The 24,340-nt window shown below is 70.4% G+C and carries 25 protein-coding genes and 1 riboswitch; of the genes, 16 read left to right on the top strand and 9 right to left on the bottom strand.

Features of this window, described 5'->3' with window-relative positions; genetic code table 11:
* Positions 1-7 precede the first annotated feature (7 nt).
* The 3 genes from OIE75_RS25165 to OIE75_RS25155 all read left to right on the top strand — a co-directional run bounded on the left by OIE75_RS25165 (position 8) and on the right by OIE75_RS25155 (position 2,026).
* On the top strand, positions 8-268 hold the full coding sequence (locus tag OIE75_RS25165; RefSeq protein ID WP_122616162.1) for a UBP-type zinc finger domain-containing protein: 261 nt from the start codon (positions 8-10) through the stop codon (positions 266-268).
* A gap of 250 nt (positions 269-518) precedes the next feature.
* Positions 519-932 carry an anti-sigma regulatory factor gene (locus OIE75_RS25160; protein WP_003973726.1) on the top strand — a complete coding sequence of 138 codons (414 nt, stop codon included), beginning with the start codon at positions 519-521 and terminating at the stop codon, positions 930-932.
* Positions 933-961: 29 nt separating this feature from the next.
* Positions 962-2,026, top strand: coding sequence for an RNA polymerase sigma factor SigF (locus tag OIE75_RS25155; RefSeq protein ID WP_307018128.1), 1,065 nt, complete (start codon positions 962-964; stop codon positions 2,024-2,026).
* A 34-nt stretch (positions 2,027-2,060) separates the two neighbouring features.
* On the opposite strand, the gene OIE75_RS25150 is transcribed toward OIE75_RS25155, so the two are convergent.
* A complete protein-coding gene (locus tag OIE75_RS25150; protein ID WP_125492797.1) occupies positions 2,061-2,507 on the bottom strand; it encodes a hypothetical protein in 447 nt (148 codons plus the stop codon).
* 126 nt (positions 2,508-2,633) lie between these two features.
* On the opposite strand from OIE75_RS25150, the gene OIE75_RS25145 reads away from it, so the two are divergent.
* Both OIE75_RS25145 and OIE75_RS25140 read left to right on the top strand, forming a co-directional pair.
* Complete coding sequence (locus OIE75_RS25145; protein WP_307015064.1) at positions 2,634-3,602, top strand: diacylglycerol/lipid kinase family protein; 969 nt, start codon at positions 2,634-2,636, stop codon at positions 3,600-3,602.
* 319 nt (positions 3,603-3,921) lie between these two features.
* Positions 3,922-4,179: a WhiB family transcriptional regulator gene (locus OIE75_RS25140; RefSeq protein WP_003973730.1), complete on the top strand. Its 258-nt coding sequence runs from the start codon at positions 3,922-3,924 to the stop codon at positions 4,177-4,179.
* 194 nt (positions 4,180-4,373) lie between these two features.
* Here the strand turns inward: OIE75_RS25140 and OIE75_RS25135 are convergent, their stop codons facing one another.
* Positions 4,374-5,849: a sensor histidine kinase gene (locus OIE75_RS25135; protein WP_329472197.1), complete on the bottom strand. Its 1,476-nt coding sequence runs from the start codon at positions 5,847-5,849 to the stop codon at positions 4,374-4,376.
* Positions 5,850-6,203: 354 nt separating this feature from the next.
* The gene (locus tag OIE75_RS25130) at positions 6,204-6,905 is read right to left on the bottom strand and encodes a TetR/AcrR family transcriptional regulator (protein WP_329472196.1); all 702 of its coding nucleotides are present in this window, start codon (positions 6,903-6,905) and stop codon (positions 6,204-6,206) included.
* Positions 6,906-7,002: 97 nt separating this feature from the next.
* Here OIE75_RS25130 and OIE75_RS25125 point away from each other — a divergent pair, with 97 nt between their 5' ends.
* Both OIE75_RS25125 and nagB read left to right on the top strand, forming a co-directional pair.
* A complete protein-coding gene (locus tag OIE75_RS25125; RefSeq protein WP_307015061.1) occupies positions 7,003-7,755 on the top strand; it encodes an SDR family NAD(P)-dependent oxidoreductase in 753 nt (250 codons plus the stop codon).
* A gap of 120 nt (positions 7,756-7,875) precedes the next feature.
* Positions 7,876-8,661 carry a glucosamine-6-phosphate deaminase gene (gene nagB, locus OIE75_RS25120; protein WP_329472195.1) on the top strand — a complete coding sequence of 262 codons (786 nt, stop codon included), beginning with the start codon at positions 7,876-7,878 and terminating at the stop codon, positions 8,659-8,661.
* A 160-nt stretch (positions 8,662-8,821) separates the two neighbouring features.
* Here the strand turns inward: nagB and OIE75_RS25115 are convergent, their stop codons facing one another.
* Complete coding sequence (locus OIE75_RS25115; protein ID WP_329472193.1) at positions 8,822-9,454, bottom strand: type III effector protein; 633 nt, start codon at positions 9,452-9,454, stop codon at positions 8,822-8,824.
* 128 nt (positions 9,455-9,582) lie between these two features.
* Here OIE75_RS25115 and OIE75_RS25110 point away from each other — a divergent pair, with 128 nt between their 5' ends.
* Together OIE75_RS25110 and OIE75_RS25105 are read left to right on the top strand one after the other, a co-directional pair.
* Positions 9,583-10,014 (top strand): Hsp20/alpha crystallin family protein, encoded by a 432-nt coding sequence (locus OIE75_RS25110; protein ID WP_307015058.1) that lies wholly within the window; start codon positions 9,583-9,585, stop codon positions 10,012-10,014.
* Positions 10,015-10,280: 266 nt separating this feature from the next.
* Positions 10,281-10,724, top strand: coding sequence for a DUF2267 domain-containing protein (locus OIE75_RS25105; protein ID WP_307015057.1), 444 nt, complete (start codon positions 10,281-10,283; stop codon positions 10,722-10,724).
* Positions 10,725-10,806: 82 nt separating this feature from the next.
* Here OIE75_RS25105 and OIE75_RS25100 read toward each other — a convergent pair whose 3' ends face one another.
* From OIE75_RS25100 to OIE75_RS25085, 4 genes are all read right to left on the bottom strand, one after another.
* The gene (locus tag OIE75_RS25100; RefSeq protein WP_307015056.1) at positions 10,807-12,297 is read right to left on the bottom strand and encodes a glycoside hydrolase family 3 protein; all 1,491 of its coding nucleotides are present in this window, start codon (positions 12,295-12,297) and stop codon (positions 10,807-10,809) included.
* 9 nt (positions 12,298-12,306) lie between these two features.
* Positions 12,307-13,137 carry a carbohydrate ABC transporter permease gene (locus OIE75_RS25095; protein WP_307015055.1) on the bottom strand — a complete coding sequence of 277 codons (831 nt, stop codon included), beginning with the start codon at positions 13,135-13,137 and terminating at the stop codon, positions 12,307-12,309.
* The gene (locus tag OIE75_RS25090) at positions 13,134-14,120 is read right to left on the bottom strand and encodes a carbohydrate ABC transporter permease (RefSeq protein WP_064729764.1); all 987 of its coding nucleotides are present in this window, start codon (positions 14,118-14,120) and stop codon (positions 13,134-13,136) included. Before OIE75_RS25090 ends, OIE75_RS25095 begins: the two co-directional genes overlap by 4 nt.
* Before the next feature lie 96 nt (positions 14,121-14,216).
* Positions 14,217-15,494 carry an extracellular solute-binding protein gene (locus OIE75_RS25085; protein ID WP_307015053.1) on the bottom strand — a complete coding sequence of 426 codons (1,278 nt, stop codon included), beginning with the start codon at positions 15,492-15,494 and terminating at the stop codon, positions 14,217-14,219.
* 453 nt (positions 15,495-15,947) lie between these two features.
* On the opposite strand from OIE75_RS25085, the gene OIE75_RS25080 reads away from it, so the two are divergent.
* The 6 genes from OIE75_RS25080 to OIE75_RS25055 all read left to right on the top strand — a co-directional run bounded on the left by OIE75_RS25080 (position 15,948) and on the right by OIE75_RS25055 (position 23,119).
* Positions 15,948-16,712, top strand: a complete 765-nt coding sequence (locus tag OIE75_RS25080) for a GntR family transcriptional regulator (protein ID WP_104633722.1) — start codon at positions 15,948-15,950, stop codon at positions 16,710-16,712.
* A 146-nt stretch (positions 16,713-16,858) separates the two neighbouring features.
* Positions 16,859-17,116, top strand: a complete 258-nt coding sequence (locus OIE75_RS25075) for a DUF3311 domain-containing protein (protein WP_234954777.1) — start codon at positions 16,859-16,861, stop codon at positions 17,114-17,116.
* Positions 17,113-18,723 (top strand): monocarboxylate uptake permease MctP, encoded by a 1,611-nt coding sequence (mctP, locus tag OIE75_RS25070; protein WP_307015050.1) that lies wholly within the window; start codon positions 17,113-17,115, stop codon positions 18,721-18,723. Before OIE75_RS25075 ends, mctP begins: the two co-directional genes overlap by 4 nt.
* An 87-nt stretch (positions 18,724-18,810) precedes the next feature.
* Positions 18,811-19,317 (top strand): GNAT family N-acetyltransferase, encoded by a 507-nt coding sequence (locus OIE75_RS25065; RefSeq protein WP_329472191.1) that lies wholly within the window; start codon positions 18,811-18,813, stop codon positions 19,315-19,317.
* A gap of 64 nt (positions 19,318-19,381) precedes the next feature.
* Positions 19,382-19,526: riboswitch (cobalamin riboswitch) on the top strand.
* A 123-nt stretch (positions 19,527-19,649) separates the two neighbouring features.
* A complete protein-coding gene (locus tag OIE75_RS25060) occupies positions 19,650-22,055 on the top strand; it encodes a ribonucleoside-diphosphate reductase subunit alpha (RefSeq protein WP_329472190.1) in 2,406 nt (801 codons plus the stop codon).
* Between the two features lie 56 nt (positions 22,056-22,111).
* Positions 22,112-23,119: a ribonucleotide-diphosphate reductase subunit beta gene (locus OIE75_RS25055; RefSeq protein WP_329472189.1), complete on the top strand. Its 1,008-nt coding sequence runs from the start codon at positions 22,112-22,114 to the stop codon at positions 23,117-23,119.
* On the opposite strand, the gene OIE75_RS25050 is transcribed toward OIE75_RS25055, so the two are convergent.
* The gene (locus OIE75_RS25050) at positions 23,032-23,277 is read right to left on the bottom strand and encodes a hypothetical protein (protein WP_307015046.1); all 246 of its coding nucleotides are present in this window, start codon (positions 23,275-23,277) and stop codon (positions 23,032-23,034) included. The two genes, OIE75_RS25055 and OIE75_RS25050, sit on opposite strands and share 88 nt — an antisense overlap.
* A 92-nt stretch (positions 23,278-23,369) precedes the next feature.
* On the opposite strand from OIE75_RS25050, the gene OIE75_RS25045 reads away from it, so the two are divergent.
* The gene (locus OIE75_RS25045) at positions 23,370-24,338 is read left to right on the top strand and encodes a GlxA family transcriptional regulator (protein ID WP_329472188.1); all 969 of its coding nucleotides are present in this window, start codon (positions 23,370-23,372) and stop codon (positions 24,336-24,338) included.
* Positions 24,339-24,340 lie beyond the last annotated feature (2 nt).

Raw genomic sequence — 24,340 nt, 5'->3', positions numbered from 1 at the left:
GGCAATCATGAAACAGTGCACGCACGCCGACGCGCTGCCGCACCCGGAGCCGGAGCCGCGCGGTGAGACCTGTCCGGAGTGTCTGGCCGAGGGCACGGACCCGGTGCAGCTGCGGCTGTGCCTCGACTGCGGTCATGTCGGCTGCTGCGACTCCTCGCCGGGGCAGCACGCCACGACGCACCACAAGGAGACCGGCCACCCGGTCATGCGCACCTTCGAGCCCGGGGAGAACTGGCGCTGGTGCTTCGTCGACCACGTCCTCGTGTGACCTCGGCCCGGTACGGTTCGACCGTCTGACGCCTGGGTACGTCAACCCGGCGCGCGCTCTTCCGATTTGGGCCCGCCGAACCCCTAGCCACTGTGCGTGTTCGTGTGTTTACTATGAGTGACAGCATGGGGTTGGGGTCTCGGGGACAGGAAACTTCGGAGCGCGATAACGTCACCGCTGAACCACGTATCGCGTTACCCCGAGGGCGACCCCCTGGCCCTGTAACGCTTGTACCACCTTGGAGGTGAGGGTGTCCCAGATCGCAGGCGAGCCCGCGACCCAGGACTTCGTCGAAGTCCGGCTGCCGGCCGCGGGTGCCTACCTGTCGGTGCTGCGTACGGCGACGGCCGGCCTCGCAGCCCGCTTGGACTTCACCCTCGACGAGATCGAGGACCTGCGCATCGCAGTCGACGAGGCCTGCGCGATCCTGCTCCAGCAGGCCGTGCCCGGCTCGGTGCTCAGCTGTGTCTTCCGCCTCGTCGACGACTCGCTCGAAGTCACCGTCTCGGCGCCGACCACGGACGGCCACGCCCCTTCGCGGGACACCTTCGCCTGGACGGTGCTGTCCGCCCTCGCGGGCAAGGTCTCCTCCGCCGTGGACGAGGACAAAACCGTTTCGATCAGCCTCTACAAACAGCGCGGCGCGGGACCCGGGCCGACGTGAGGGACGCAAACGGGGACGGGGACGGGCCGGTGCGGGACGACGAGCGCGGCACACGGGAGCGGCCGGCCGAGGGCGAGCGTTCCCCGAACGAGGCCCGGCGCACGGCGGACGGCATCGACGGCATCCCCGAGCAGGCCCGGCCGCATCCGGAGGACGAGACCTCTCCCGAGGCCGTCACTCCGGGCGACGGGCAGCGGACCGGGGACACCCCCGTCCGGCCCGTCCGAGCGGAGGAGAAGGCTCGGGAAAGGGCAACGGGCGGGACGATGAGCGAGCACGAGCGACACTCCGAGGACGGCGCGCCGGGTGCCCGGGGCACGCAGGGCACACGGCACGACCCGCAGGACCGCAGCGGGGCGCGCCTCCTGTTCGCGGAGCTGCGCACGCTGGAGAAGGACAGCCCCGCCTACGCGGAGCTGCGCAACCGGCTGGTCCGCATGCACCTGCCGCTCGTCGAGCACCTCGCGCGCCGCTTCCGCAACCGCGGCGAGCCTCTGGACGACCTGACCCAGGTCGCCACCATCGGACTGATCAAGTCGGTCGACCGTTTCGACCCGGACCGCGGGGTGGAGTTCTCCACGTACGCGACACCGACGGTGGTCGGCGAGATCAAGCGGCACTTCCGGGACAAGGGCTGGGCGGTCCGCGTCCCGCGCCGGCTCCAGGAGCTGCGGCTGGCCCTGACCACGGCCACCGCGGAACTCTCCCAGCTGCACGGGCGCTCCCCCACGGTGCACGAGCTGGCGCAGAAGCTCGCGATCTCAGAGGAGGAGGTCCTGGAGGGCCTGGAGTCGGCCAACGCCTACTCCACGCTCTCCCTCGACGTGCCGGACACCGACGACGAGTCCCCGGCGGTCGCGGACACCCTCGGCGCCGAGGACGAGGCCCTGGAGGGCGTCGAGTACCGGGAGTCGCTCAAGCCGCTGCTGGAGGACCTCCCGCCGCGCGAGAAGCGGATCCTGCTGCTGCGTTTCTTCGGCAACATGACCCAGTCGCAGATCGCGCAGGAGGTCGGCATCTCGCAGATGCACGTCTCGCGGCTGCTGGCCCGCACCCTGGCGCAGCTGCGGGAGAAGCTGCTGGTCGAGGAGTAGCCGCCCCGCCCGCGCCCGCGGGCGGCGGCCCCGCCTACTTCTCGGCGTTGCCGGGGCCCCGGATGCCGAGGGCCTGGGTGGTCTCCGGGTTGACGAGCAGCACCAGTGCCGTGACGGAGACCACGGCGAGCACGATGCCCGCGGGAATGGCCGGGCCGTTCGTCGTCAGCAGGTTGTAGGCCACGGGCAGCGCCATGATCTGCGTGATCACGGCGGGTCCCCGGCTCCAGCCCCGTCGGCCGAGCAGCCCGCGCGCGGCGAGCAGCGGCAGCAGCGCGAGGACGATCAGGGTGACGCCACCGGTGATCGCGGAGGTCCGGTCGTCGGGGTGGCCGGTCAGCCCCCCGACGAGCATCCAGGCGCCGCCCACGACGAGCGCCAGTCCCTCCAGTGCGGCGAGCGCGGCCGCGGCGGTCAGCCGGCGAGGACGCGGGCCCGCCTCTTCGGCGGCTTCGGAAACGGGGTTCGGCTCACTGCTCACCCCTGAAGGGTAGCCCTCCGGGCACCGGCGTCCGCGAGGTGTCCGCCCTATCACGTGCGCGGTTCCACCGCGGCGATCTTCACCTCGGTCTGGGCCGAGTACCACCCAGTAGGTACCCTGCAGACCATGCGTGCACTTCTCGTGGTCAACCCGGCGGCAACCACCACGAGTGCGCGTACGCGCGACGTGCTGATCCACGCCCTCGCCAGCGAGATGAAGCTGGAGGCGGTCACCACCGAGTACCGCGGGCACGCGCGCGACCTCGGCCGGCACGCGGCGCAGAGTGACGACATCGAGCTGGTGGTGGCCCTCGGCGGCGACGGCACGGTGAACGAGGTCGTCAACGGTCTGCTGCACGCGGGCCCCGATCCGGAGCATCTGCCCGGTCTCGCGGTGGTCCCCGGTGGCTCCACCAACGTCTTCGCCCGCGCCCTCGGCCTGCCCAACCACGCGGTGGAGGCCACCGGCGCGCTCTTGGACGCCCTGCGCGAGGGCAGCGAGCGGACCGTCGGGCTCGGCCTGGCCTCGGGGACGCCGGGGTCGGAGGACGAGGCGGTCCCGTCCCGGTGGTTCACCTTCAACGCCGGCCTGGGCTTCGACGCCGGCGTGGTCGGCCGCGTCGAGCAGCACCGTGAGCGCGGCAAGAAATCGACACACGCTCTCTACGTCCGCCAGGTGATGCGCGCACTCGTCGGCGAGCCGCACCGCCGCAGCGGGACGATCACCCTGGAGCGAGCGGGCGAGGACCCGGTCACCGATCTGGTGCTGTCCATAGTCTCGAACACGTGCCCCTGGACGTTTCTCGGCAATCGCCCGATCTACGCGTCACCTAAAGCCTCGTTCGACACCGCGCTCGACGTGTTCGGCCTCAGCCGCCTGTCGACGGCCGCTGTCGCCCGGTATGGCACCCAGTTGCTCACTTCGTCCCCCGAGCGCGGACCCCGGGGCCGGCACGCGGTCTCCCTGCACGACCTGACCGACTTCACCTTGCATTCGAAGGTGCCGCTCCCCCTCCAGATGGACGGTGACCACCTGGGGCTGCGAACCAGCGTGACGTTCACAGGCGTACGCCGTGCACTGCGTGTGATTGTGTGAGCAGAAGGGGCGAAAGTCCTTTCACTCGAACGTTTAGACCAGGGTCCACCCCATGGAAGTACGGCTGTGACCTAGTCGACACCGAAGAATCAAAAAAAACTTTCCTGAAGGGGTTGTATCCGCCGCCCAGGTTTGCGAGTCTCTTCTTGGCGATCGGGACGGCCCGCAAGACCGGCCTCCACAGATCACCGGAACCCCTCTTCAAACCACAGGACCACGCCAGGGAACCTGGCTGTCGGCCCTTCCCTTGTTGAGGGATTCGTGAAAGCGTTCACATTCACAAGCAACCCGCATGTAATACCAAGGAGAGGTAGCAGCCATGGACTGGCGTCACCGCGCCGTTTGCCGCGAGGAAGACCCCGAGCTCTTCTTCCCCATCGGCAACACCGGTCCCGCGCTGCTGCAGATCGAGGAAGCCAAGGCCGTCTGCCGTCGCTGCCCTGTCATGGAGCAGTGCCTGCAGTGGGCGCTCGAGTCCGGTCAGGACTCCGGCGTCTGGGGTGGTCTCAGCGAGGACGAGCGCCGCGCGATGAAGCGCCGTGCCGCCCGCAACCGGGCCCGTCAGGCCTCCGCCTGACACAGCCACCCTGCCTGAGCTTGGCGGCGCGTACAGCGAGTACGCATCCCCCGCTCCCGAGCCGCAGCGCGCAGTACCCCCGATGCGATCGCACGAGCACTGGCCTCGGACCTTCACCGGTCCGGGGCTTTTTGCTGTCCGAGGACTGCCCGAAGACCGTCCGAAGAACCGCCCGATGACCCGGCGGCCCCGCACTACTTCGCCACGGGCACGGGAATGTCCAGAATGACCTGAGTGCCACGCTCCGGGGCCGGGACCATGTCGAAGGTGCCGCCCAGTTCGCCCTCCACCAGGGTGCGGACGATCTGCAGGCCGAGGTTGCCCGAGCGGTGCGGGTCGAAGTCGGCGGGCAGACCCACGCCGTCGTCCTGGACGGTGACCCGGAGCCGGGCCTCCTTCGGCGTGCCGCCGCGGACCGCGGAGACCTCGACCGTCCCGGTGTCACCCTCCCGGAAGCCGTGTTCGAGGGCGTTCTGCAACACCTCGGTCAGGACCATCGAGAGCGGGGTCGCGACCTCGGCGTCGAGGATGCCGAAGCGGCCCGTGCGCCGGCCGGTCACCTTGCCCGGCGAGATCTCCGCCACCATCGCCAGCACCCGGTCGGCGATCTCGTCGAACTCCACCCGCTCGTCCAGGTTCTGGGAGAGCGTCTCGTGCACGATCGCGATCGAACCGACGCGGCGCACGGCCTCCTCCAGCGCCTCGCGGCCCCGGTCGGACTCGATGCGCCGGGCCTGCAGGCGCAGCAGGGCGGCCACCGTCTGGAGGTTGTTCTTCACCCGGTGGTGGATCTCCCGGATGGTGGCGTCCTTGGTGATCAGCTCGCGTTCGCGGCGGCGCAGTTCCGTGACGTCGCGCAGCAGTACGAGTGAACCGATGCGCGTTCCCTTGGGCTTGAGCGGGATGGCCCGGAACTGGATCACCCCGTCGTGCGCCTCGATCTCGAACTCGCGCGGCGCCCAGCCGCTGGCCACCTTGGCCAGCGCTTCGTCCACCGGACCGCGGGACGGGGCGAGTTCGGCGGTGGTCAGGCCCAGGTGGCAGCCGACCAGGTCGGCGGCGAGTCCCATGCGGTGGTAGGCCGACAGCGCGTTCGGGGAGGCGTACTGGACGATGCCGTCCGCGTCGAGCCGGATCAGGCCGTCGCCGACGCGGGGCGAGGCGTCCATGTCGACCTGCTGGTTCTCGAACGGGAAGGCGCCGGCCGCGATCATCTGTGCGAGGTCCGAGGCGCTCTGCAGGTACGTCAGTTCCAGGCGGCTCGGGGTGCGCACGGTGAGCAGGTTGGTGTTGCGTGCGATGACGCCCAGGACGCGGCCCTGACGGCGTACCGGGATGGACTCGACCCGGACCGGGACCTCCTCGCGCCACTCCGGGTCCCCCTCGCGCACGATCCGGCCCTCGTCGAGGGCGGCGTCCAGCATGGGGCGCCGGCCGCGCGGGACGAGGTGGCCGACCATGTCGTCCTGGTAGGAGGTGGGGCCGGTGTTGGGCCGCATCTGGGCGACGGAGACGTACCGGGTGCCGTCCAGGGTGGGGACCCACAGGACCAGGTCGGCGAAGGAGAGGTCGGAGAGGAGCTGCCACTCCGAGACCAGCAGGTGGAGCCACTCGAGGTCGGAGTCGTCGAGCGCGGTGTGCTGGCGTACGAGTTCGTTCATGGAGGGCACGGGCCTGAGCGTACCTGGCGGTACACCCGCGGGCCGCGGCGCCTGGGAGGGACCCTCAACCCTCCCGGCACCGCAGCCCGGAGCAACATCGGCCGTGGGGTGTGCGGTCCCGGTCGGCCGAAGGATGAGGAGCCGGGGCAGTCAGGGCAGAGAGCTCCGGTTCCTCGGTCCGCCCTCCTGTGCGGGGAAGGCGGAAGCCTGACGATCACTTCGCGTGAGTGGCACGGTCAGCGTCTCGTCACCATTCTGGACTAGACCACTAAGCGTGTCCATGCGGTGGACCGTGTTTGTTCTTGCGCGATCCGCCTGCTTTCCAGGCGTCCCGGCACCCGCCAGCAGCCTAACCCTGTTGGCTCACCCGCGGGGCCAGACCGCCAGGGCAATTTCCACCAGCGCCTCCAGTTCCGTCCGGCTCGCGCCGTCGCGCGCCTGTTGGGACATGCCCTGGATCATCGCGCCGGCGTGCCGGGCCAGGGCGGCGGCGTCGGTGTCCGGCGGCAGTACGCCAGCGGCCACGTCGGCCGAGATCCGGCTCTCGATCGCGGCGATGTTGGCGTTGCGCCGCACCCGCAGGGACTCCTCCACCTCGGGGGTCGAGCAGTTGGCGGCGGCGTGGACGACGAGGCAGCCGTGCGGACGGCCGGGGGCCGTGTACTCGTCGGCGGCCTCGCGCAGCATCCTCTCTATCCCCGCACGGGCGGTCGACTCCTCGGCGAGCGCGCGGTCGCCGAAGGAGCCGTACCGCACGCCGTACTCCCGGACGACCTCCTCGAAGAGCGAGCGCTTGTCGCCGAAGGCTCTGTAGAGGCTCGGGGCGCCGATGTCCATGACCCGCGTGAGGTCGGAGACGGAGGTGGCCTCGTAGCCGCGCTCCCAGAAGGCCATGAGGGCCGCCTCCAGCGCCGTCGCGCGGTCGAAGGAGCGAGGGCGTCCGCGGCCCCTGCCGGCGGCGGCCCGAGTCGGCGCCCCGGACCGCACGCCCTTCCCGCCCCGCCCGGCGCCCTGTCCCTCGCCCTGCCCGTCACCGCTCTCGCCGCCGCGCTCCCTGCTCACCATGGAGTGGATTTTATAGCGAGCACTAGAGAAATGTCGCCGGACCGCTGTACGGTCATTTTTGTAGCGACCGCTATTCAAATGCGAAGGGGGCGCCACCATGGGCGCGCTTGCGGGCAGGACAGCTCTCGTCACGGGAGCGAGCAGGGGCATCGGACGCGGGATCGCCGAGCGGCTGGGGCGTGACGGCGCCCGGGTCGCGGTGCACTACGGGAGGAACGAGGGGGCGGCGAAGGACACGGCGGCCGAGATCGAGGCGGCGGGCGGCTCGGCGTTCACGATCGGGGCGGACCTGCGCTCCCCCGGGGCCGCCGAGGCGCTGTGGGAGGAGTTCGACCGGCACGCCGACGGACTGGACATCCTGGTGAACAACGCGGGGATCGGCAGCACGCACCCGATCGCGGAGATAGACGAGGAGGAGTACGACGCGGTCTTCGCGGTCAATGTGAAGGCGCCGTTCTTCCTGCTCAAGCACGGCCTGGGGCGACTGCGCGACGGAGGCAGGGTCATCAACGTCTCCTCGGGACTGGCCCGCACCGCCGTGATGCCGGACAACGTGGCCTACGCGATGACGAAGGGCGCGCTGGACGTGCTCTCGCGCGACCTCTCCAAGGTGCTGGGCGCCCGGGGCATCACGGTGAACTCGGTGGCCCCCGGCATCATCGACACGGACAACACGGCCGAGTTGCTGCACGGCAGCGCGGAGGGCTGGGACCGGGCGGCGGCCCTCTCCGCGCTGGGCGGGGTGGGGACGCCGTCGGAGGTGGCCGACGTGGTGGCGTTCCTCGCCTCGCACGAGGGCCGGTGGGTCACCGGAAGCTGGGTCGACGCGACGGGAGGTTCCCTGACGTGACGCCTTTGTCCGCCTGACCGATTCGACGCGCCCGCTGGGCCCTGCTCTGTTAGATTGGTCTAAACCACAGAGCCAGTCCCGGGCCCCGGGTGAGTCCTCTCTTCGAAACGGCAGGCCAGCGTGGAAGTTGTCATCGTTCCCGATGCCAAGGCGGGCGGCGAACTCATAGCCGAGGCCATGGCGCAGCTGCTCCGGCGCAAGCCCGACGCCCTGCTCGGGGTGGCCACCGGTTCCACGCCGCTGCCCGTGTACGAGGCGCTGGCGGCCAAGGTGCGCTCGGGTGCCGTGGACACCGCGCGGGCGCGGATCGCCCAGCTCGACGAGTACGTGGGGCTGCCGGCGGAGCACCCGGAGTCGTACCGCTCGGTGCTGCGGCGCGAGGTGCTCGAACCGCTCGGGATCGGCATGGACGCGTTCACGGGCCCCGACGGCACGGCCGCGGACGTCCAGGCGGCGTGCGAGGAGTACGACCAGGCGCTGAGCGGGGCCGGCGGGGTCGACCTCCAGCTGCTGGGCATCGGCACCGACGGACACATCGGCTTCAACGAACCGTGCTCCTCGCTGGCCTCCCGGACCAGGATCAAGACGCTCACCGAGCAGACCCGCGTCGACAACGCGCGCTTCTTCGACGGCGACATCGAGCAGGTGCCGCACCACGTGATCACGCAGGGCATCGGCACCATCCTGGAGGCGCGGCACGTGGTGCTGCTCGCCACCGGTGAGGGCAAGGCGGACGCGGTCGCCGCGAGCGTCGAGGGCCCGGTCGCGGCCGTGTGCCCGGCCTCCGCACTGCAGTTGCACCCGCACGCCACGGTCGTCGTCGACGAGGCCGCCGCTTCCAAGCTGAAGCTCGCCGACTACTTCCGGCACACCTACGCCCACAAGCCGGAGTGGCAGGGCATCTGACCGGTCCGGCAGCACCCCGGCCGCCACGCCGCGGGGTGGTCCGAGGGACGCGCGAAGGGCGCCGGCACCCCGCACGGGGGCCGGCGCCCTTGTCGTACCGCCGACGCCGCGTTCCCGGCCGGAGGCCGACCGGGCTGCTACCGGGGTGCGCAGGGTGGGGTCACGGGGGTGACAGGGTGTCGAGCCGGGCGGCGAGCCCGGGGTGGGCGGCGGCCAGGTGGGGGCGGGTGGCGGCCAACGGGGCGATGAGGTCGGCGGGGTCGTCGTGGGCGAGGGCCGCGTGGAGCTCGCCGAGCGGGCGGTGGGCGGCGGGGGGGAGGTCGGTGAGTGCGGTGATCTGGCCGGCGAGGCGGCGCAGGTCTGCCGCGTTGCTGCGGGCCCAGGTGGCGGTGCTCCGTTCGGCGGCCCGGGCCTGGCGGGTGGCGGTCACACGCTCTTCGCCGGTGGTTCCGGCGGGGCCGGGGCGGCCGCGCAGGTAGCGGCGCTCGGCGGCCTGCCTGCTGGCGACGCCGAGGGGGTGGGCTAGGTCTGCCCAACTGGCTCCCGCGTCGCGGGCCGTTTCGATCAGGCCGGTCTCCCATCCGGCGAGCCGCTCGCGTACCTGACCCAGCAGCATCAGGGAGGCCAGCGCCTGCTCCGGCCCGGGGCCGGGGGCGTCGGGAACGTCCGCGGCCGCCTGCTGGGCGTCGCGCAGGACGTGGTCTATGGCATCAAGGGCCGCCGCGGCGGCAAGGAACGACGCCGGGCTGTGGGCGTCGGTGCGGGACGGGGACGGCTGGTCGGCCGGGGTCACGGGCACCTCCTCGGGCTTGTCATTGGGAAGATGACATCGCGTTTGTCATCCATTGGATGACATGCTACAACAGTGTCAGTGAAGCGCATTGGCAGCAACTGCCTGAACCTGCTGGAGGTGTATTCACGATGTTGATGCGCACTGATCCCTTCCGTGAGCTGGACCGGCTGACGCAGCAGCTGATGGGTCCGGGCACCTGGTCGAGGCCGGCGGCGATGCCGATGGACGCCTACCGCGAGGGCGACGAGTACGTGGTGGCCTTCGACCTGCCCGGCGTCAGCGCGGACGCGATCGACATCAACGTCGAGCGGAACATGCTGACGGTCAAGGCCGAGCGCCGACCGGTGGCGAAGGCCGACGACGTTCAGATGGAACTGTCCGAGCGGCCGCTGGGTGCCTTCTCCCGCCAGATCGTGCTCGCCGACACCCTCGACACCGAGCGCATCCAGGCCGACTACGACGCGGGCGTGCTGACCCTGCGCATCCCGATCGCCGAGCGCGCCAAGCCCCGCAAGATCTCCATCGGCATCGGGACCGGCCGCAAGGAGATCTCCGGCTGACACGGCCGGACGGTGCGGAGGACGGGCACCCCGGTCTCCCCCCTCACCCCGCCCTCCGCACCCCGTGGGCAGTCCGGCGTGCCGCGAGCCGGGCGCGGACCTCGCCCCTGCTCGACCCGCCGCGCGCCGAACCGCTACCCGAACGGTTCGTCGGCCTCCCCGTCGGCCTCCCCGTCGGCCACGAACTCTTCTTCGGCCGCCCCAGCCCATCCGACCCCTACCTCGGTGCCACACACCGCACCCCTCCACGAAAGGCATGCACCGCAGTGATCACCGACGTGCGCGTACCGTCTGAGCACCAGCAGCCGTACGGGACGGCGTACGAGCAGATGCTGGAGAAGGTCCGCTACGAAGGCGCGTACCCCACCATCGAGAGAGCCGACGAAGCCGTCCGCCTGGTCCTCTCGGGGCTGGGACGCCGGCTGACCGGCGACGAACGCGTCGACCTGGCCGCCTGCCTGCCCCAGGAGGCCGCGCGTGTCCTGACCGCGCAGATCCCCGACACCCGGCCGCTGACCGGATGGGCCTTCGTCAAGGACCTCGCCGCCCGCTCCGGGGCCTCCCTGGCCACCACCCGCTGGGACACCGGCTCCGTCTTCGCCGCCGTCGCCGCCCACGCCGGCCCCGACCTCATCACCCGCATCCTGCACCAGCTCCCCACCGGCTACGCGCTGCTGTTCGGCCGGGCCGAACTGAAGCGCGCCGCGTAGACCGGGAAGATCCTCCGAACCCCCGATCGGTCCGCACACCCGGCGGGTGTCGTCGGCGGGTGTCGTCGGACGGCGGGTGTCGTCAGATTCCGACGACCGCCTCCGCCGCCGCCCGGCCGCAGACGCGGGCCGCTCCGTAGGTGGCCAGGTGGAGGGAGCCGCGGGGTTCGGCCCGGGGAACGCCCATCTCGACGACGACCGTGTCGGGCCGGGCCGCCAGCAGCGTGTCGAGGGCCGCCGCCATCCAGGGGTGGCGGTGCTCGTCGCGGACGACCGCGACGACCCGGCGCGTGCCCGCCGCGGACAGTGCCTCGTGCCCGGCGTCGGGTCCGGTGAAGCTGCCGGTCTCCGTGCCCGGGAGCAGACGGCGGAGTTCGGCGGCGACGCCCCAGGGGGTCTCGTCGCCGACCGCGATGTTCGCGACCGGGGTGAAGGCGGCCACGAACGGCGGCGCCGTGAGCGGGCCGAAGCCCTCGGTCGCCGTGACGCGCAGGGCACGGCGGGCCGCGCGCAGGCCCACCTCCTCGTCCGGGGCACCAGCGGTGCGGGCGTCCGGGCGGTTCGCCGCGGTCCAGCGGGACAGGGCACGGACCCGGTCGGCCGCGTCGGCCAGCCGCTCCTCGGGCAGTTCGCCGGAGCGGACCGCCTCGACCAGGGCGTCGGACAGCCGCCGCACGGTGTCCTCGTCGCAGAGGCCGCCGCCCACGCAGATCGCGTCGGCGCCCGCCGCGATGGCCAGGGCGCTGCCGCGTTCGATGCCGTAGGTGCCGGAGATGGCCCGCATCTCGATGCCGTCGGTGACGATGAGGCCGTCGTAACCCAGCTCACCGCGGAGCAGGTCGGTCAGGATGCGGCGGGAGAGCGTGGCCGGGCGGTCCGGGTCCAGGGCCGGGGCCAGGATGTGGGCGCTCATCACCGCGCGGCTGCCGGCGGCGATGGCCGCGCGGAACGGGACCAGGTCGCGTTCGGCCAGCACCGCGGCGTCCACGTCGATGCGCGGCACGGCGTGGTGCGAGTCGATGCCCGTGTCCCCGTGCCCCGGGAAGTGCTTGGTGCAGGTGGCGACGCCGGCCGACTGCATGCCGGTGACGTAGGCGGCGGTGTGCCGGGCGACCAGGTCGGTGCTCGCGCCGAAGGAGCGTACGCCGATGACCGGGTTGTCCGGGTTGGAGTTCACGTCGGCGGACGGCGCCCAGTTGAAGTTGACGCCGCAGTCCGCGAGCCGGCGGCCCAGTTCGGCGGCGACCTCGCGGGTGAGGCCCACGTCGTCCACCGCGCCGAGGGCGTGGTTGCCGGGGAAGGAGGAGCCGGTGCGCACCTCGAGGCGGGTGACGTCGCCGCCCTCCTCGTCGATGGCGACCAGCACGTCCTCGCGTTCGGCGCGGAGCTGCGCGGTCAGGGCCGCCACCTGGTCGGGCGTCTCGACGTTCCGCCCGAACAGGGCGACGGAGGCGAGCCCCTCCCCAAGGCGGCGCAGCAGCCAGTCGGGGGCGGTGGTGCCGGAGAAGCCGGGCTGGAGAACGGTGAGCGCGTTCTGCGTGAGTGTGTCGGTGCCGCTGGCGATGGTCGTCATCGGGTGGCGTTATCCCTTCACGGCGCCGGCGGTCAGGCCACTGACGGCCTTGCGCTGGAGGAAGACGAAGAGGATCAGGATCGGGACGGCGAAGAGGGACGACGCGGCCATGGTCGCACCCCAGTCGTCGCCGAACTGGGTCTGGAAGCTGGACAGCCACAGCGGCAGCGTCTTGGCCTCGGTGTCCTTGTTGAGGACCAGGACGAGGGCGAACTCGTTCCAGGCGGTGATGAAGCCGAACAGCGAGGTGGACATCAGGCCCGGCGCGAGCAGCGGCAGGATGACCCGGCGGAACGCCTGGGCGCGGGTGCAGCCGTCGACCATCGCGGACTCCTCCAGCTCCTTGGGCACCGCGGCGACGAAGCCGCGCAGCGTCAGGATGGTGAAGGGCAGGATCATCATCATGTAGAAGAGCGTGAGCGGCACGAGGCTGTTCAGCATCGACGCGTCCCGCACGATCATGTACATCGCGATGACCATGACTTCCCAGGGCGCCATCTGGGCCAGCATGAAGCCGATGATGAAGCCGCGCCGCCCCCTGAACCGCATCCGCGCCAGGGCGAAGGACCCGGCCAGCGCGATGATCAGGGAGAAGACGACCGCGCAGATGGTCACCGTGAGCGAGTTGGTGACGTACGTCCAGAAGTGGTCGGCGCCCGTCGCGGTCTCGAAGTGCTCGAAGGTGATGTCGGTCGGGAACCACACCGGGTTGTCGGCGAGGATGTCGCCCCGCGGCTTGAGGGCCGTGGCGAACATCCAGTACACGGGGAAGACGAAGCCGATGAACAGGACGACCGCCGTGGCGTTGGGCCAGACGCGGCCGAAGAGCGAGCGCTTCACAGCTCGTCCTCCTCTTGCTTGAGCACGATCCTGAGGTAGTAGGCGGTCAGGCCGAGCAGGATCAGGATGGTCAGGACGGCGATCGCCGCACCCATGCCGTAGTGCTGGTTGCCGACGCCCTCGACGTAGGCGTACACGGGCAGGATCTCGGTGAGCCGGTCCGGGCCGCCCTCGTTGAAGGTGTAGACCTGCACGAACGCCTTGAAGACCCAGATGATCTCCAGGAAGGTCGTGGCGTAGAGGAAGGGGCGCAGGAACGGCATGGTGACCGTGGTGAAGCTCCGCCAGACGCCGGCGCCGTCGAGCGACGCGGCCTCGTAGAGCTCTCCCGGGATGGTGGTGGTCGCCGCGTACAGGTTGATCGCGACGAACGGGATGGACATCCAGACGATCAGCAGGGTGACGACGAAGAACGTCGACATCTGGCTGCTGGTCCAGCTGTAGTCGGCCATGGAGTGCCAGCCGAGCTTGTCCAGGACCCAGTTGACGACGCCGTAACGGGTGGCGAAGAGCCACTGGTAGACGGTGGTGGCGGCCACCACGGGCATCGCCCAGGCCAGCACCAGGCCGATCAGCAGGGTGAACCGCATCCGCCTGCCGAGGCGGGCGAGGAGCAGGCCGATCAGGGTGCCGAGGACCATGATCAGGGCGACGTTGGCCGCGGTGAAGAGGATCGAGCGGAGGGTGACCCGCCAGAACTGCTCGCTGGTGAGGGTCTCCTTGTAGTTCTCGACGCCGTTCCACTCGGTGACGTGCTGGATCAGCTGCGCCATGTTGAGGTTCTGGAAGGACAGCAGGACGTCCTTCAGCAGCGGCCAGCCGAGCAGCAGCACGGAGGCCGCGACGGCGGGCAGCAGCAACAGGTACGGGGCGAGGGCGCCGGCGCGCGACGCGGCTCTCGTTCTCGGTCCGCCGGATCCCCCGCCGTCCGCCTTGCGGACGTCCGCCGGGCCCGAGGGCGGCCGTTCGGTCTGCACGGTCATGCTCGCGTTCTCTCTTCTCGACCTGTGTACGTCGACCCGCGTACGGTCGCCGGGGCGGGGGCCGTCACCGGCCACTCCGCCCCGGCACACCCGGTGTTACTGCTGCTGCGACAGGCGCTTGTTGAACTCTTCCTCGACCTGCTTGGCCGCCTCGGCGGTGCTCTTGCCGTTGAGCACGGCGGTCATGTAGGTCTTGATCGGGTTGGGCGCGTTCTCGACCGCGGCCCACTCCGGGATCAGCGGCGTGGTGCCACCGCCACCGGCGGCGGGCGCGGCGGCCTCGGCGGCGGCGTTGCCCTTCAGGTTGGACTGGAGCGAGTCCTTGTTCGGGATGACGCCGTTGGCCTTGGCCAGGGCGCCCTCGAACTCGTCGGAGAGCGTGACCTTCAGGAACTCCTTGGCCAGCTCCTGCTTCTTGCTGCCCGCGGCGACGGCCAGGTTGGAACCGCCGAGAAAGACGCCCTCGGGCTTCTCCGCCGTCGCACCCGGGATGGTGAAGTAGCCGAGGTCCTTCTCGATCGCCGGGTCGGTCTCGATCGCGATGCCGGCTTCCCAGCCCATGCCGATGAAGGCGCCGGTCTTGCCCTTGGCGAAGACCTCACCCTGCTGCGGGGTGGCCTCGTCCTTGTCCTTGGGCGCCTTGGAGAGGGACTGGAACTTCTTGTAGGTCTCCATGGCCGCGGCGACCTTCGGGTCCGCCAGGTTGGAGACGTACTTGTCGCCGTCCTTCTTGACCAGCTCCGCGCCCTCGCCGATCGCGAGGCCGACGAAGTGGTACCAGTTCTGGCCCGGCAGGTAGATGGGCTCGGCGTCGGTCTTGTCACCGATCGTCTTGAGGTCGGCGTAGAACTCGTCGCGGGTCTTGGGCAGTTCCTTGATGCCCGCGTCCGCCCAGACCTTCTTGTTGTAGACCACCACGCGGTTGACCACGAACCACGGGGCGGCGTACTGCTTGCCGTCGAAGACGGCGGACTCGTTCAGGGACTCGGACCAGTCCGTGCCGATCGAGCTCTTCAGGTCGGCCAGGTCGGCGAGACCACCGGTCTTCGCGTAGGCCGGCGTCTGGGTGTTGCCGATCTCGAAGACGTCCGGCGGGTTCTCCTCGGACAGGGCGGTCGTCAGCTTCTGCTGAATACCGTTCCACGTCTGGACCTCGAACTTGACCTTCGCCTTCGTCTTCTTCTCGAAGGCGGCCGCCACGTCCTTCTGCCACTGGTCCGGCGAGGACCCGTCCATCACCCACACGGTGAGCGTCTCGCCGGCGTAACCGTCCGCCCCGGCCTTCTTGCCGTCGTCGCCGCTGTCGCCCCCGCACGCCGCGATCGAGACCATCATGCCCGCGATACCGATCGCGGCTATCAGCTTGCGCTTCACGCCACCCTCCTCAGGGATGCCACAAAACCCCCCTGCCTCCCCGCGGTTGCTCGTCGACGCGGACCGCCCATGGGGCCGGGACCTGGACCAATGGTGTAGACCAGTACGGGGAGCTTGGCCCAGACCAATAGGGCTGTCAAGGGTGTTCAACCACGCTCCCCGCGTCCGTGATGCGACCGAGATATGCAGGGACCTTTCATTGCGCAAGCCCCAGATCGGGCGGACCAGGACCGGGTGTACCACCACCCGCAGAACGGCGTGCCGGTACGGCCCCGAACGCGCGTACCAGCGACGCCCGACCCTGCTGTGGACTAGACCAAGGGGGGTCCCGGGGGTATACAGAAGGGATCACGGAGCGTGCCGGGCCATCCCGGCACGAAGCCGTGCCACGATGTGAGCCGTGACCGACAGGAATGCCGGTCACTTCGGCACCCGGAGCCGGGAAGGCAGAGCATGAGCACCGACGTCAGCAGTGCGGAGAACGAGGGTGGGGCGACCGTCCGTACCGCGCGCGTGCCCAAGTACTACCGTCTGAAGAAGCATCTGCTCGACATGACCCGGACACAGACACCGGGCACGCCGGTCCCGCCGGAGCGCACACTGGCCGCCGAGTTCGACACCTCGCGCACCACCGTGCGCCAGGCCCTCCAGGAGCTGGTGGTGGAGGGCCGCCTGGAGCGCATCCAGGGCAAGGGCACCTTCGTCGCCAAGCCCAAGGTGTCCCAGGCGCTGCAACTCACCTCCTACACCGAGGACATGCGGGCCCAGGGCCTCGAACCCACCTCGCAGCTGCTGGACATCGGCTACATCACCGCCGACGACCGGCTCGCCGGCCTCCTCGACATCACGGCCGGTGGACGGGTGCTGCGCATCGAGCGGCTGCGCATGGCCAACGGCGAGCCGATGGCCATCGAGACCACCCACCTGTCGGCGAAACGCTTCCCCGCGCTGCGCCGGTCCCTGGTGAAGTACACGTCCCTGTACACCGCGCTCGCCGAGGTGTACGACGTCCATCTCGCCGAGGCCGAGGAGACCATCGAGACCTCGCTGGCCACCCCGCGCGAGGCCGGCCTGCTCGGCACCGACGTGGGCCTGCCGATGCTGATGCTCTCCCGCCACTCCCTGGACCGCACCGGTCAGCCGGTGGAGTGGGTGCGCTCGGTGTACCGGGGCGACCGCTACAAGTTCGTGGCCCGCCTGAAGCGCCCCCAGGACTAGCGCAAACCGGGCAGAACATACCGCTCCCGGCCGCGAAGTTGCAGTTCAGGACCGATATGCGGACGAGGGCTTCCGCTGTCCTGACGCCGTCACCTACATTTCGTGCGCACTGCACGAGGTGATCAGCGAGGGGACGGAGCCACCGCATGTCACAAGCCCCGGAAGTGAGCAGAGGCCCGGTGGTGACGCCTGTGCGCGTCGTCATCGGCCTCTGCCTAGTCGCACCGTTCGTCGCCATGCTCTGGGTCGGTTCGTACGCGAAGACGGACCCGACCTTCATCGGCATACCGTTCTTCTACTGGTACCAGATGGCGTGGGTACTCATCTCCACCGTGCTCACGGTGATCGCGTACCAGCTGTGGCAGCGTGACCAGCGCGCCCGCCGGGAAGGCGGGGCCAAATGAACGACGGCGTGAACGGCGTCGCGCTCGGCGTCTTCATCTTCTTCTTCGTCCTCGTCACCGCCATGGGATTCCTGGCCGCCCGCTGGCGCCGGGCCGCGAACGAGCACAGCCTCGACGAGTGGGGCCTCGGCGGCCGCTCGTTCGGCACCTGGGTCACCTGGTTCCTGCTGGGCGGCGACCTGTACACCGCGTACACCTTCGTGGCCGTCCCGGCGGCGATCTACGCGGCGGGCGCGGCCGGCTTCTTCGCGGTGCCGTACACGATCCTGGTCTACCCGCTGATCTTCACCTTCCTGCCGCGCCTGTGGTCGGTCTCCCACAAGCACGGCTACGTGACGACCTCGGACTTCGTGCGCGGCCGGTTCGGCTCGAAGGGGCTGTCGCTGGCGGTCGCCGTCACCGGCATCCTCGCGACGATGCCGTACATCGCGCTCCAGCTGGTCGGCATCCAGGCCGTGCTCGACGTGATGGGCGTCGGCGGCGGCGAGGACACCAACTGGTTCATCAAGGACCTGCCGCTGCTGATCGCGTTCGGTGTGCTGGCGGCGTACACCTACTCGTCGGGGCTGCGCGCGCCCGCGCTGATCGCGTTCGTCAAGGACACGCTGATCTACATCGTGATCGCGGTGGCGATCATCTACATCCCGATCAAGCTGGGCGGCTTCGACGACATCTTCGCCGCGGCGAACGACAAGTTCACCGCGTCGGGCAACGGCGGCCTGGTGCCGAACCACGGCGGGCAGTGGACGTACGCCACGCTGGCGCTCGGCTCGGCCCTGGCGCTCTTCATGTACCCGCACTCGATCACCGCGACGCTGTCCTCGCGCAGCCGTGAGGTGATCCGGCGCAACACCACGATCCTGCCGCTGTACTCGCTGATGCTGGGTCTGCTCGCGCTGCTGGGCTTCATGGCGATCGCGGCGGGCGTCAAGGTGGAGAACGGGCAGCTGGCGATCCCGCAGCTGTTCGAGAACATGTTCCCGGACTGGTTCGCGGGCGTGGCCTTCGCGGCCATCGGCATCGGCGCGCTGGTGCCGGCGGCGATCATGTCGATCGCGGCGGCGAACCTCTTCACCCGCAACATCTACAAGGACTTCATCAAGCCGGACGCCACCCCGGCCCAGGAGACCAAGGTCTCCAAGCTGGTGTCGCTGCTGGTGAAGGTGGGCGCGCTGGTCTTCGTCCTGGGCATGGACAAGACGGTCGCGATCAACTTCCAGCTGCTCGGCGGCATCTGGATCCTGCAGACCTTCCCGGCGCTGGTCGGCGGCCTGTTCACCCGTTGGTTCCACCGCTGGGCGCTGCTCGGCGGCTGGGCGGTCGGCATGGTCTACGGCACGGTCGCCGCGTACGGTGTGGCCTCGCCGACGCAGAAGCACTTCGGCGGCTCCTCCGACGAGATCCCCGGCATCGGCGAGATCGGCTACATCGGTCTCACCGCCTTCGTGCTGAACATCGTGGTCACCGTGGTCCTGACCTTCGTCCTGCGGGCGGTCAAGGCACCCGACGGCGTCGACGAGACCAAGCCGAGCGACTACACGGCGGACGCGGGCGACCCGGGCGTCGAGGTCGAACTGCCGCCGGCCACGGCGGGCACCTCGCACTAAGGTCCTTCCCAGAGGTCCTTCCTCCTCAGCGGGCCGCCGGAGAAATCCGGCGGCCCGTTGTCGTACCCGTCGGGCACACTCGGCGTCATGGACTTCGTGATCCGGCGGGCGGCGGCCGAGGAGTACGACACCCTCGGCGAGATCACCGCACAGGCCTACCTGCGCGACGGCCTCCTCGACTTCGGGGAGGCCGACGCGTACCTGCACGAGCTGCGCGCCGTGGCCAAGCGGGCGGCGGCCGCCGAGGTGCTGGTCGCCGCGGCGGACGGCGTGGTGCTCGGCGGCGTGACCTTCGTGCCCTCCGGCGGACCCATGGCGGACATCGCCCGGCCCGGTGAGGCCGAGATACGCATGCTCGCCGTCGCCCGCGAGGCACGCGGACGCGGGACCGGCGAGGCGCTCGTGCGGGCCTGCGTCGACCGCGCCCGGTCCGTGGAGGGCTGCGCGCGCGTCGTGCTGTCCACCCAGGCCGCCATGCGCACCGCCCACCGCATCTACGCGCGCCTGGGCTTCACCCGCACGCCGGACCGCGACTGGAACCCCCTGCCGGAGCTGGACGACATCACCCTCCTCACCTACGAACTGACGCTCTGACACCACCCCGGCACGCTGACGGACACAACATCTGGGGGTGCTGGCGGAGCCCGGCACAAGATGTATGCTCGTGCTCGCTGTCGCCGCAGGGGAATCCGGTGTGAATCCGGAACTGTCCCGCAACGGTGTACATGCGTGTATCCGTACGTTCTCGGACGTACGTGCACGCGTGCCTCAGTCCGAGGACCTGCCGACAGTGCGCCCGGCCTCCCGGCCCGGGTGCCATGACGTCCGGGCCTCGTGGAGTGGGCCGGTGGACGCGACGCCGCGTGCGCTCGTGTGCTGCCCCCTGCCCTCCGCCAGGCCCCGTGCCGAGCGAGGGAGTGCCCCACGTGACCATCGCGCCAGCCGATCCGGCCGCAGCGACCCCGGTGACGACTTCAGCGATGCCGGTGACCGAGGAGTCCGACGGACCCGGTGCCGCCCTGCTGCGGACCCTGACCGCGCTGACCGCCGACCTCCCCGACGCCGACCCCGGCCGGGTCGCCGCCGCCGCGCTGCGCGGCCGGTCCGCCCACGCGGACGAGGCCGAGCTGCGCGAGCTGGCCACGGAGGCGGCGGCCGGTCTCATCTCCGAGGACCCGGTCTACTCCCGCCTCGCCGCCCGGCTGCTGACCATCGGCATCCGCGCGGAGGCCGCCTCCCAGGGCGTCACGTCCTTCACCGAGTCGGTCGCCACCGGCCACCGCGAGGGCCTGATCGCCGACCGCACCGCCGAGTTCGTGCGGCAGCACGCGGACCGGCTGGACGCGACGATCGACCGGGCCGCCGACGACCGCTTCGGCTACTTCGGACTGCGCACCCTGCACAGCCGCTACCTGCTGCGGCACCCGATCACCCGCAAGGTCGTCGAGACGCCCCAGCACTTCATGCTGCGGGTCGCCGCCGGCCTCGCCGAGGACACTCTGTCCGATTCAGAGGCGGGCGCACGCTCCGTGGACGAGGTCACCGCGCTCTACGGCCTGATGAGCCGCCTCGACTACCTGCCCTCCTCCCCCACCCTGTTCAACTCGGGCACCCGGCACGCCCAGATGTCGTCCTGCTACCTCCTCGACTCCCCCAAGGACGAGCTGGACTCCCTCTACGACCGCCTCCACCAGGTCGCCCGGCTCTCCAAGCACGCCGGCGGCATCGGCATCGCCTACTCCCGCGTCCGCTCCCGGGGTTCGCTGATCCGCGGCACCAACGGGCACTCCAACGGCATCGTCCCGTTCCTGAAGACGCTGGACGCCTCGGTGGCGGCCGTGAACCAGGGCGGCCGGCGCAAGGGCGCGGCGGCTGTCTACCTGGAGACCTGGCACGCGGACATCGAGGAGTTCCTGGAGCTGCGGGACAACACCGGCGAGGACGCCCGCCGCACGCACAACCTGAACCTGGCGCACTGGATCCCGGACGAGTTCATGCGCCGCGTGGACGCCGACGGCCAGTGGTCGCTGTTCTCGCCCGCCGACGTGCCCGAGCTGACCGACCTGTACGGCGCGGAGTTCGACGCGGCCTACCGCGCGGCCGAGGCCGCCGGGCTCGCCCGCAGGACCCTGCCCGCCCGTGAGCTGTACGGCCGCATGATGCGCACCCTCGCGCAGACCGGCAACGGCTGGATGACCTTCAAGGACACCGCCAACCGCACCGCCAACCAGACGGCCGAGCCGGGCAACGTCATCCACTCCTCCAACCTCTGCACGGAGATCCTGGAGGTCACGGACGACGGCGAGACGGCGGTCTGCAACCTGGGCTCGGTCAACCTCGGCGCCTTCGTCGACGTGGCGAAGGGCGACATCGACTGGGAGCGGCTGGACGCCACCGTCCGCACCGCCGTCACCTTCCTGGACCGGGTCGTCGACATCAACTTCTACCCGACCGAGCAGGCGGGCCGCTCCAACGCCCGCTGGCGCCCGGTCGGCCTGGGCGCGATGGGCCTGCAGGACGTCTTCTTCCAGCTGCGCCTGCCCTTCGACTCGCCCGAGGCGAGGGCCCTGTCCACCCGCATCGCCGAGCGGATCATGCTCGCCGCGTACGAGACGTCCACCGACCTCGCCGAGCGCAACGGCCCGCTGCCGGCCTGGGAGAAGACCCGTACCGCCCGGGGCGTGCTGCACCCCGACCACTACGGCGTCGAGACCGCCTGGCCGGAGCGCTGGGCGGCGCTGCGCGAGCGCATGGCCACCACCGGCCTGCGCAACTCCCTGCTGCTCGCCATCGCGCCGACCGCCACCATCGCCTCCATCGCGGGCGTCTACGAGTGCATCGAGCCGCAGGTGTCCAACCTGTTCAAGCGCGAGACGCTGTCCGGCGAGTTCCTCCAGGTCAACTCGTACCTGGTGAACGAGCTCAAGCGGCTCGGCGTGTGGGACGCCCGCACCCGGGAGGCGCTGCGCGAGGCCAACGGCTCGGTCCAGGAGTTCTCCTGGATCCCCGCGGACGTCCGCGCGCTGTACCGCACCGCCTGGGAGATCCCGCAGCGCGGCCTGATCGACATGGCCGTCGCCCGCACCCCGTACCTCGACCAGGCCCAGTCGCTGAACCTGTTCCTCGAGACGCCGACCATCGGGAAGCTCTCCTCGATGTACGCGTACGCCTGGAAGCAGGGCCTGAAGACCACGTACTACCTGCGTTCGCGCCCGGCGACCCGGATCGCCCGCGCCGCCGGCCGGGCCAGTGTCCCCGCCCAGGCCACCCCGGATCCCGAAGCGGTCGCCTGCTCCCTTGAAAACCCCGAGTCCTGCGAGGCCTGCCAGTAATGCCCGCCCGTCGCCCGACCACCACCACTGGAGGACGGCGCTCCGCGCCGACTGCGATGAACACGAAGAACCTGCTCGACCCGGGCTTCGAACTCACCCTGCGCCCCATGCGCTACCCCGACTTCTACGAGCGCTACCGGGACGCCATCAAGAACACCTGGCACGTCGAGGAGGTCGACCTCCACTCGGACGTCGCCGACCTCGCGAAGCTCAGCCCCGAGGAGCAGCACCTGATCGGCCGGCTGGTGGCCTTCTTCGCCACCGGTGACTCGATCGTGGCGAACAACCTGGTGCTGACCCTCTACAAGCACATCAACTCCCCCGAGGCGCGCCTGTACCTGTCGCGGCAGCTGTTCGAGGAGGCCGTCCACGTCCAGTTCTACCTGACGCTGCTGGACACCTACCTGCCCGACCCGGAGGACCGCAACGCCGCCTTCGCGGCTGTGGAGAACATCCCGTCCATCCGCGAGAAGGCCGAGTTCTGCTTCAGGTGGATGGACTCGGTCGAGTCGATCGACCGCCTGGAGAACCAGGCCGACCGCCGCCGTTTCCTGCTGAACCTCATCTGCTTCGCCGCCTGCATCGAGGGCCTGTTCTTCTACGGCGCCTTCGCGTACGTCTACTGGTTCCGCAGCCGGGGTCTGCTGCACGGTCTGGCCACCGGCACCAACTGGGTGTTCCGGGACGAGACGATGCACATGTCCTTCGCCTTCGACGTGGTCGACACCGTGCGCAAGGAGGAGCCGGAGCTGTTCGACGAGCGGCTCGAGCAGCAGGTCACCGACATGCTGCGGGAGGCCGTCGAGGCCGAGCTGCAGTTCGCGCGCGACCTGTGCGGTGACGGCCTCCCGGGCATGAACACCGACTCGATGCGGGAGTACCTGGAGTGCGTCGCCGACCAGCGTCTGACGCGCCTCGGCTTCGCCCCCGTGTACGGCTCGGAGAACCCCTTCTCCTTCATGGAGCTGCAGGGTGTTCAGGAGCTGACCAACTTCTTCGAGCGGCGTCCCTCGGCGTACCAGGTGGCGGTGGAGGGAACCGTCGACCTGGACGAGGACTTCTGAGGCACCTCCTCTCCCCTCCTCCCCTCCCGGGCCTCCCTGATCTGACGGTCGACGCGCCGGTCGCGCACGATGCCGATCACCGAGGGGAGGACCATGAGGACCAGGAGTCCGAAGGTCACGAGCATTCCGATCAGGGCTTCGATCTGGTTTCCGTTCATGACACCACTGTCGCGCCGGATACTCCTTACCGGGAGTGGCAGGACTGCCGTAGGGCCTCGATTTCCTGCCACTCCCGGTGCACACTGGGAGCATGCTCGAAAACGTGGCCGCCGTCCTGCTCGACGGCGTGCATCCCTTCGAACTCGGCGTGGTCTGCGAGGTCTTCGGCATCGACCGGAGCGACGAGGGCCTGCCGGAGTACGACTTCGCGGTGGTCTCGGCGGAGGGCCCGGCGCTCGGCACCCATGTCGGCGGACTGACCGTCTCCACGCCGTACGGTCTCGACCGGCTGGCCGAGGCGGACCTGATCACCGTGCCGGCCGGGAGCGACTTCGTGCGCCGGGAGTATCCGCCCGAGCTGCTGGACGCCCTGCGGCAGGCGGTGGACCGGGGCGCCCGCGTCCTGAGCGTGTGCTCCGGGGTCTTCGTGCTGGGCGCCGCGGGGCTGCTGGACGGGCGGCGGTGCGCGGTGCACTGGCACCACGCGGCCGAGCTGAGCCGCCAGTACCCGCGGGCCGTCGTCGCGCCCGACGTGCTCTACGTCGACGAGGACCCGGTGATCACCTCCGCCGGCACCGCCGCCGGGATCGACGCCTGCCTGCACATCGTGCGCAAGGAACAGGGTCCTGAGGTCGCCAACCGGGTCGCCCGGCGCATGGTGGTGCCGCCGCACCGGGACGGCGGACAGGCGCAGTACATCGAACGCCCGCTGCCGCGCTCCTCCTGCGACACCGTCGGCGAGGTGCTGGCCTGGATGGAGCAGCACCTCGACGAGGAGGTCACCGTCGAACAGCTCGCGGCCCGGGCGCACATGTCCCCACGCACCTTCGCCCGCCGCTTCCAGCAGGAGACGGGCACGACTCCCTACCGCTGGATCCTGCGCCAGCGCGTGCTGCTGGCCCAGCGGCTGCTGGAGGCGACGGACGAGACGATGGACACGATCGCCTGGCGCACCGGTTTCGGTACGGCGGCGGCCCTCAGGCACCAGTTCGTCAGGGCCCTGGACACCACCCCGCACGCCTACCGGCGCACCTTCCGGGGCCCGGAGGCCGCCGCCTGAGC

The organism is Streptomyces sp. NBC_01723, from assembly GCF_036246005.1.
Taxonomy (GTDB): Bacteria; Actinomycetota; Actinomycetes; order Streptomycetales; family Streptomycetaceae; genus Streptomyces.
This window is presented reverse-complemented; position numbering and strand designations above follow the sequence as displayed.

Coding starts and splice junctions, on each gene's coding strand:
- OIE75_RS25165 (WP_122616162.1), top strand. CDS start 8: ATGAAACAGTGCACGCACGCCGACGCGCTGCCGCACCCGGAGCCGGAG.
- OIE75_RS25145 (WP_307015064.1), top strand. CDS start 2,634: ATGCGTGCACTTCTCGTGGTCAACCCGGCGGCAACCACCACGAGTGCG.
- OIE75_RS25140 (WP_003973730.1), top strand. CDS start 3,922: ATGGACTGGCGTCACCGCGCCGTTTGCCGCGAGGAAGACCCCGAGCTC.
- OIE75_RS25130 (WP_329472196.1), bottom strand. CDS start 6,905: ATGGTGAGCAGGGAGCGCGGCGGCGAGAGCGGTGACGGGCAGGGCGAG.
- OIE75_RS25125 (WP_307015061.1), top strand. CDS start 7,003: ATGGGCGCGCTTGCGGGCAGGACAGCTCTCGTCACGGGAGCGAGCAGG.
- OIE75_RS25110 (WP_307015058.1), top strand. CDS start 9,583: ATGTTGATGCGCACTGATCCCTTCCGTGAGCTGGACCGGCTGACGCAG.
- OIE75_RS25100 (WP_307015056.1), bottom strand. CDS start 12,297: ATGACGACCATCGCCAGCGGCACCGACACACTCACGCAGAACGCGCTC.
- OIE75_RS25090 (WP_064729764.1), bottom strand. CDS start 14,120: ATGACCGTGCAGACCGAACGGCCGCCCTCGGGCCCGGCGGACGTCCGC.
- OIE75_RS25080 (WP_104633722.1), top strand. CDS start 15,948: ATGAGCACCGACGTCAGCAGTGCGGAGAACGAGGGTGGGGCGACCGTC.
- OIE75_RS25075 (WP_234954777.1), top strand. CDS start 16,859: ATGTCACAAGCCCCGGAAGTGAGCAGAGGCCCGGTGGTGACGCCTGTG.
- mctP (WP_307015050.1), top strand. CDS start 17,113: ATGAACGACGGCGTGAACGGCGTCGCGCTCGGCGTCTTCATCTTCTTC.
- OIE75_RS25065 (WP_329472191.1), top strand. CDS start 18,811: ATGGACTTCGTGATCCGGCGGGCGGCGGCCGAGGAGTACGACACCCTC.
- OIE75_RS25055 (WP_329472189.1), top strand. CDS start 22,112: ATGAACACGAAGAACCTGCTCGACCCGGGCTTCGAACTCACCCTGCGC.
- OIE75_RS25050 (WP_307015046.1), bottom strand. CDS start 23,277: ATGAACGGAAACCAGATCGAAGCCCTGATCGGAATGCTCGTGACCTTC.
- OIE75_RS25045 (WP_329472188.1), top strand. CDS start 23,370: ATGCTCGAAAACGTGGCCGCCGTCCTGCTCGACGGCGTGCATCCCTTC.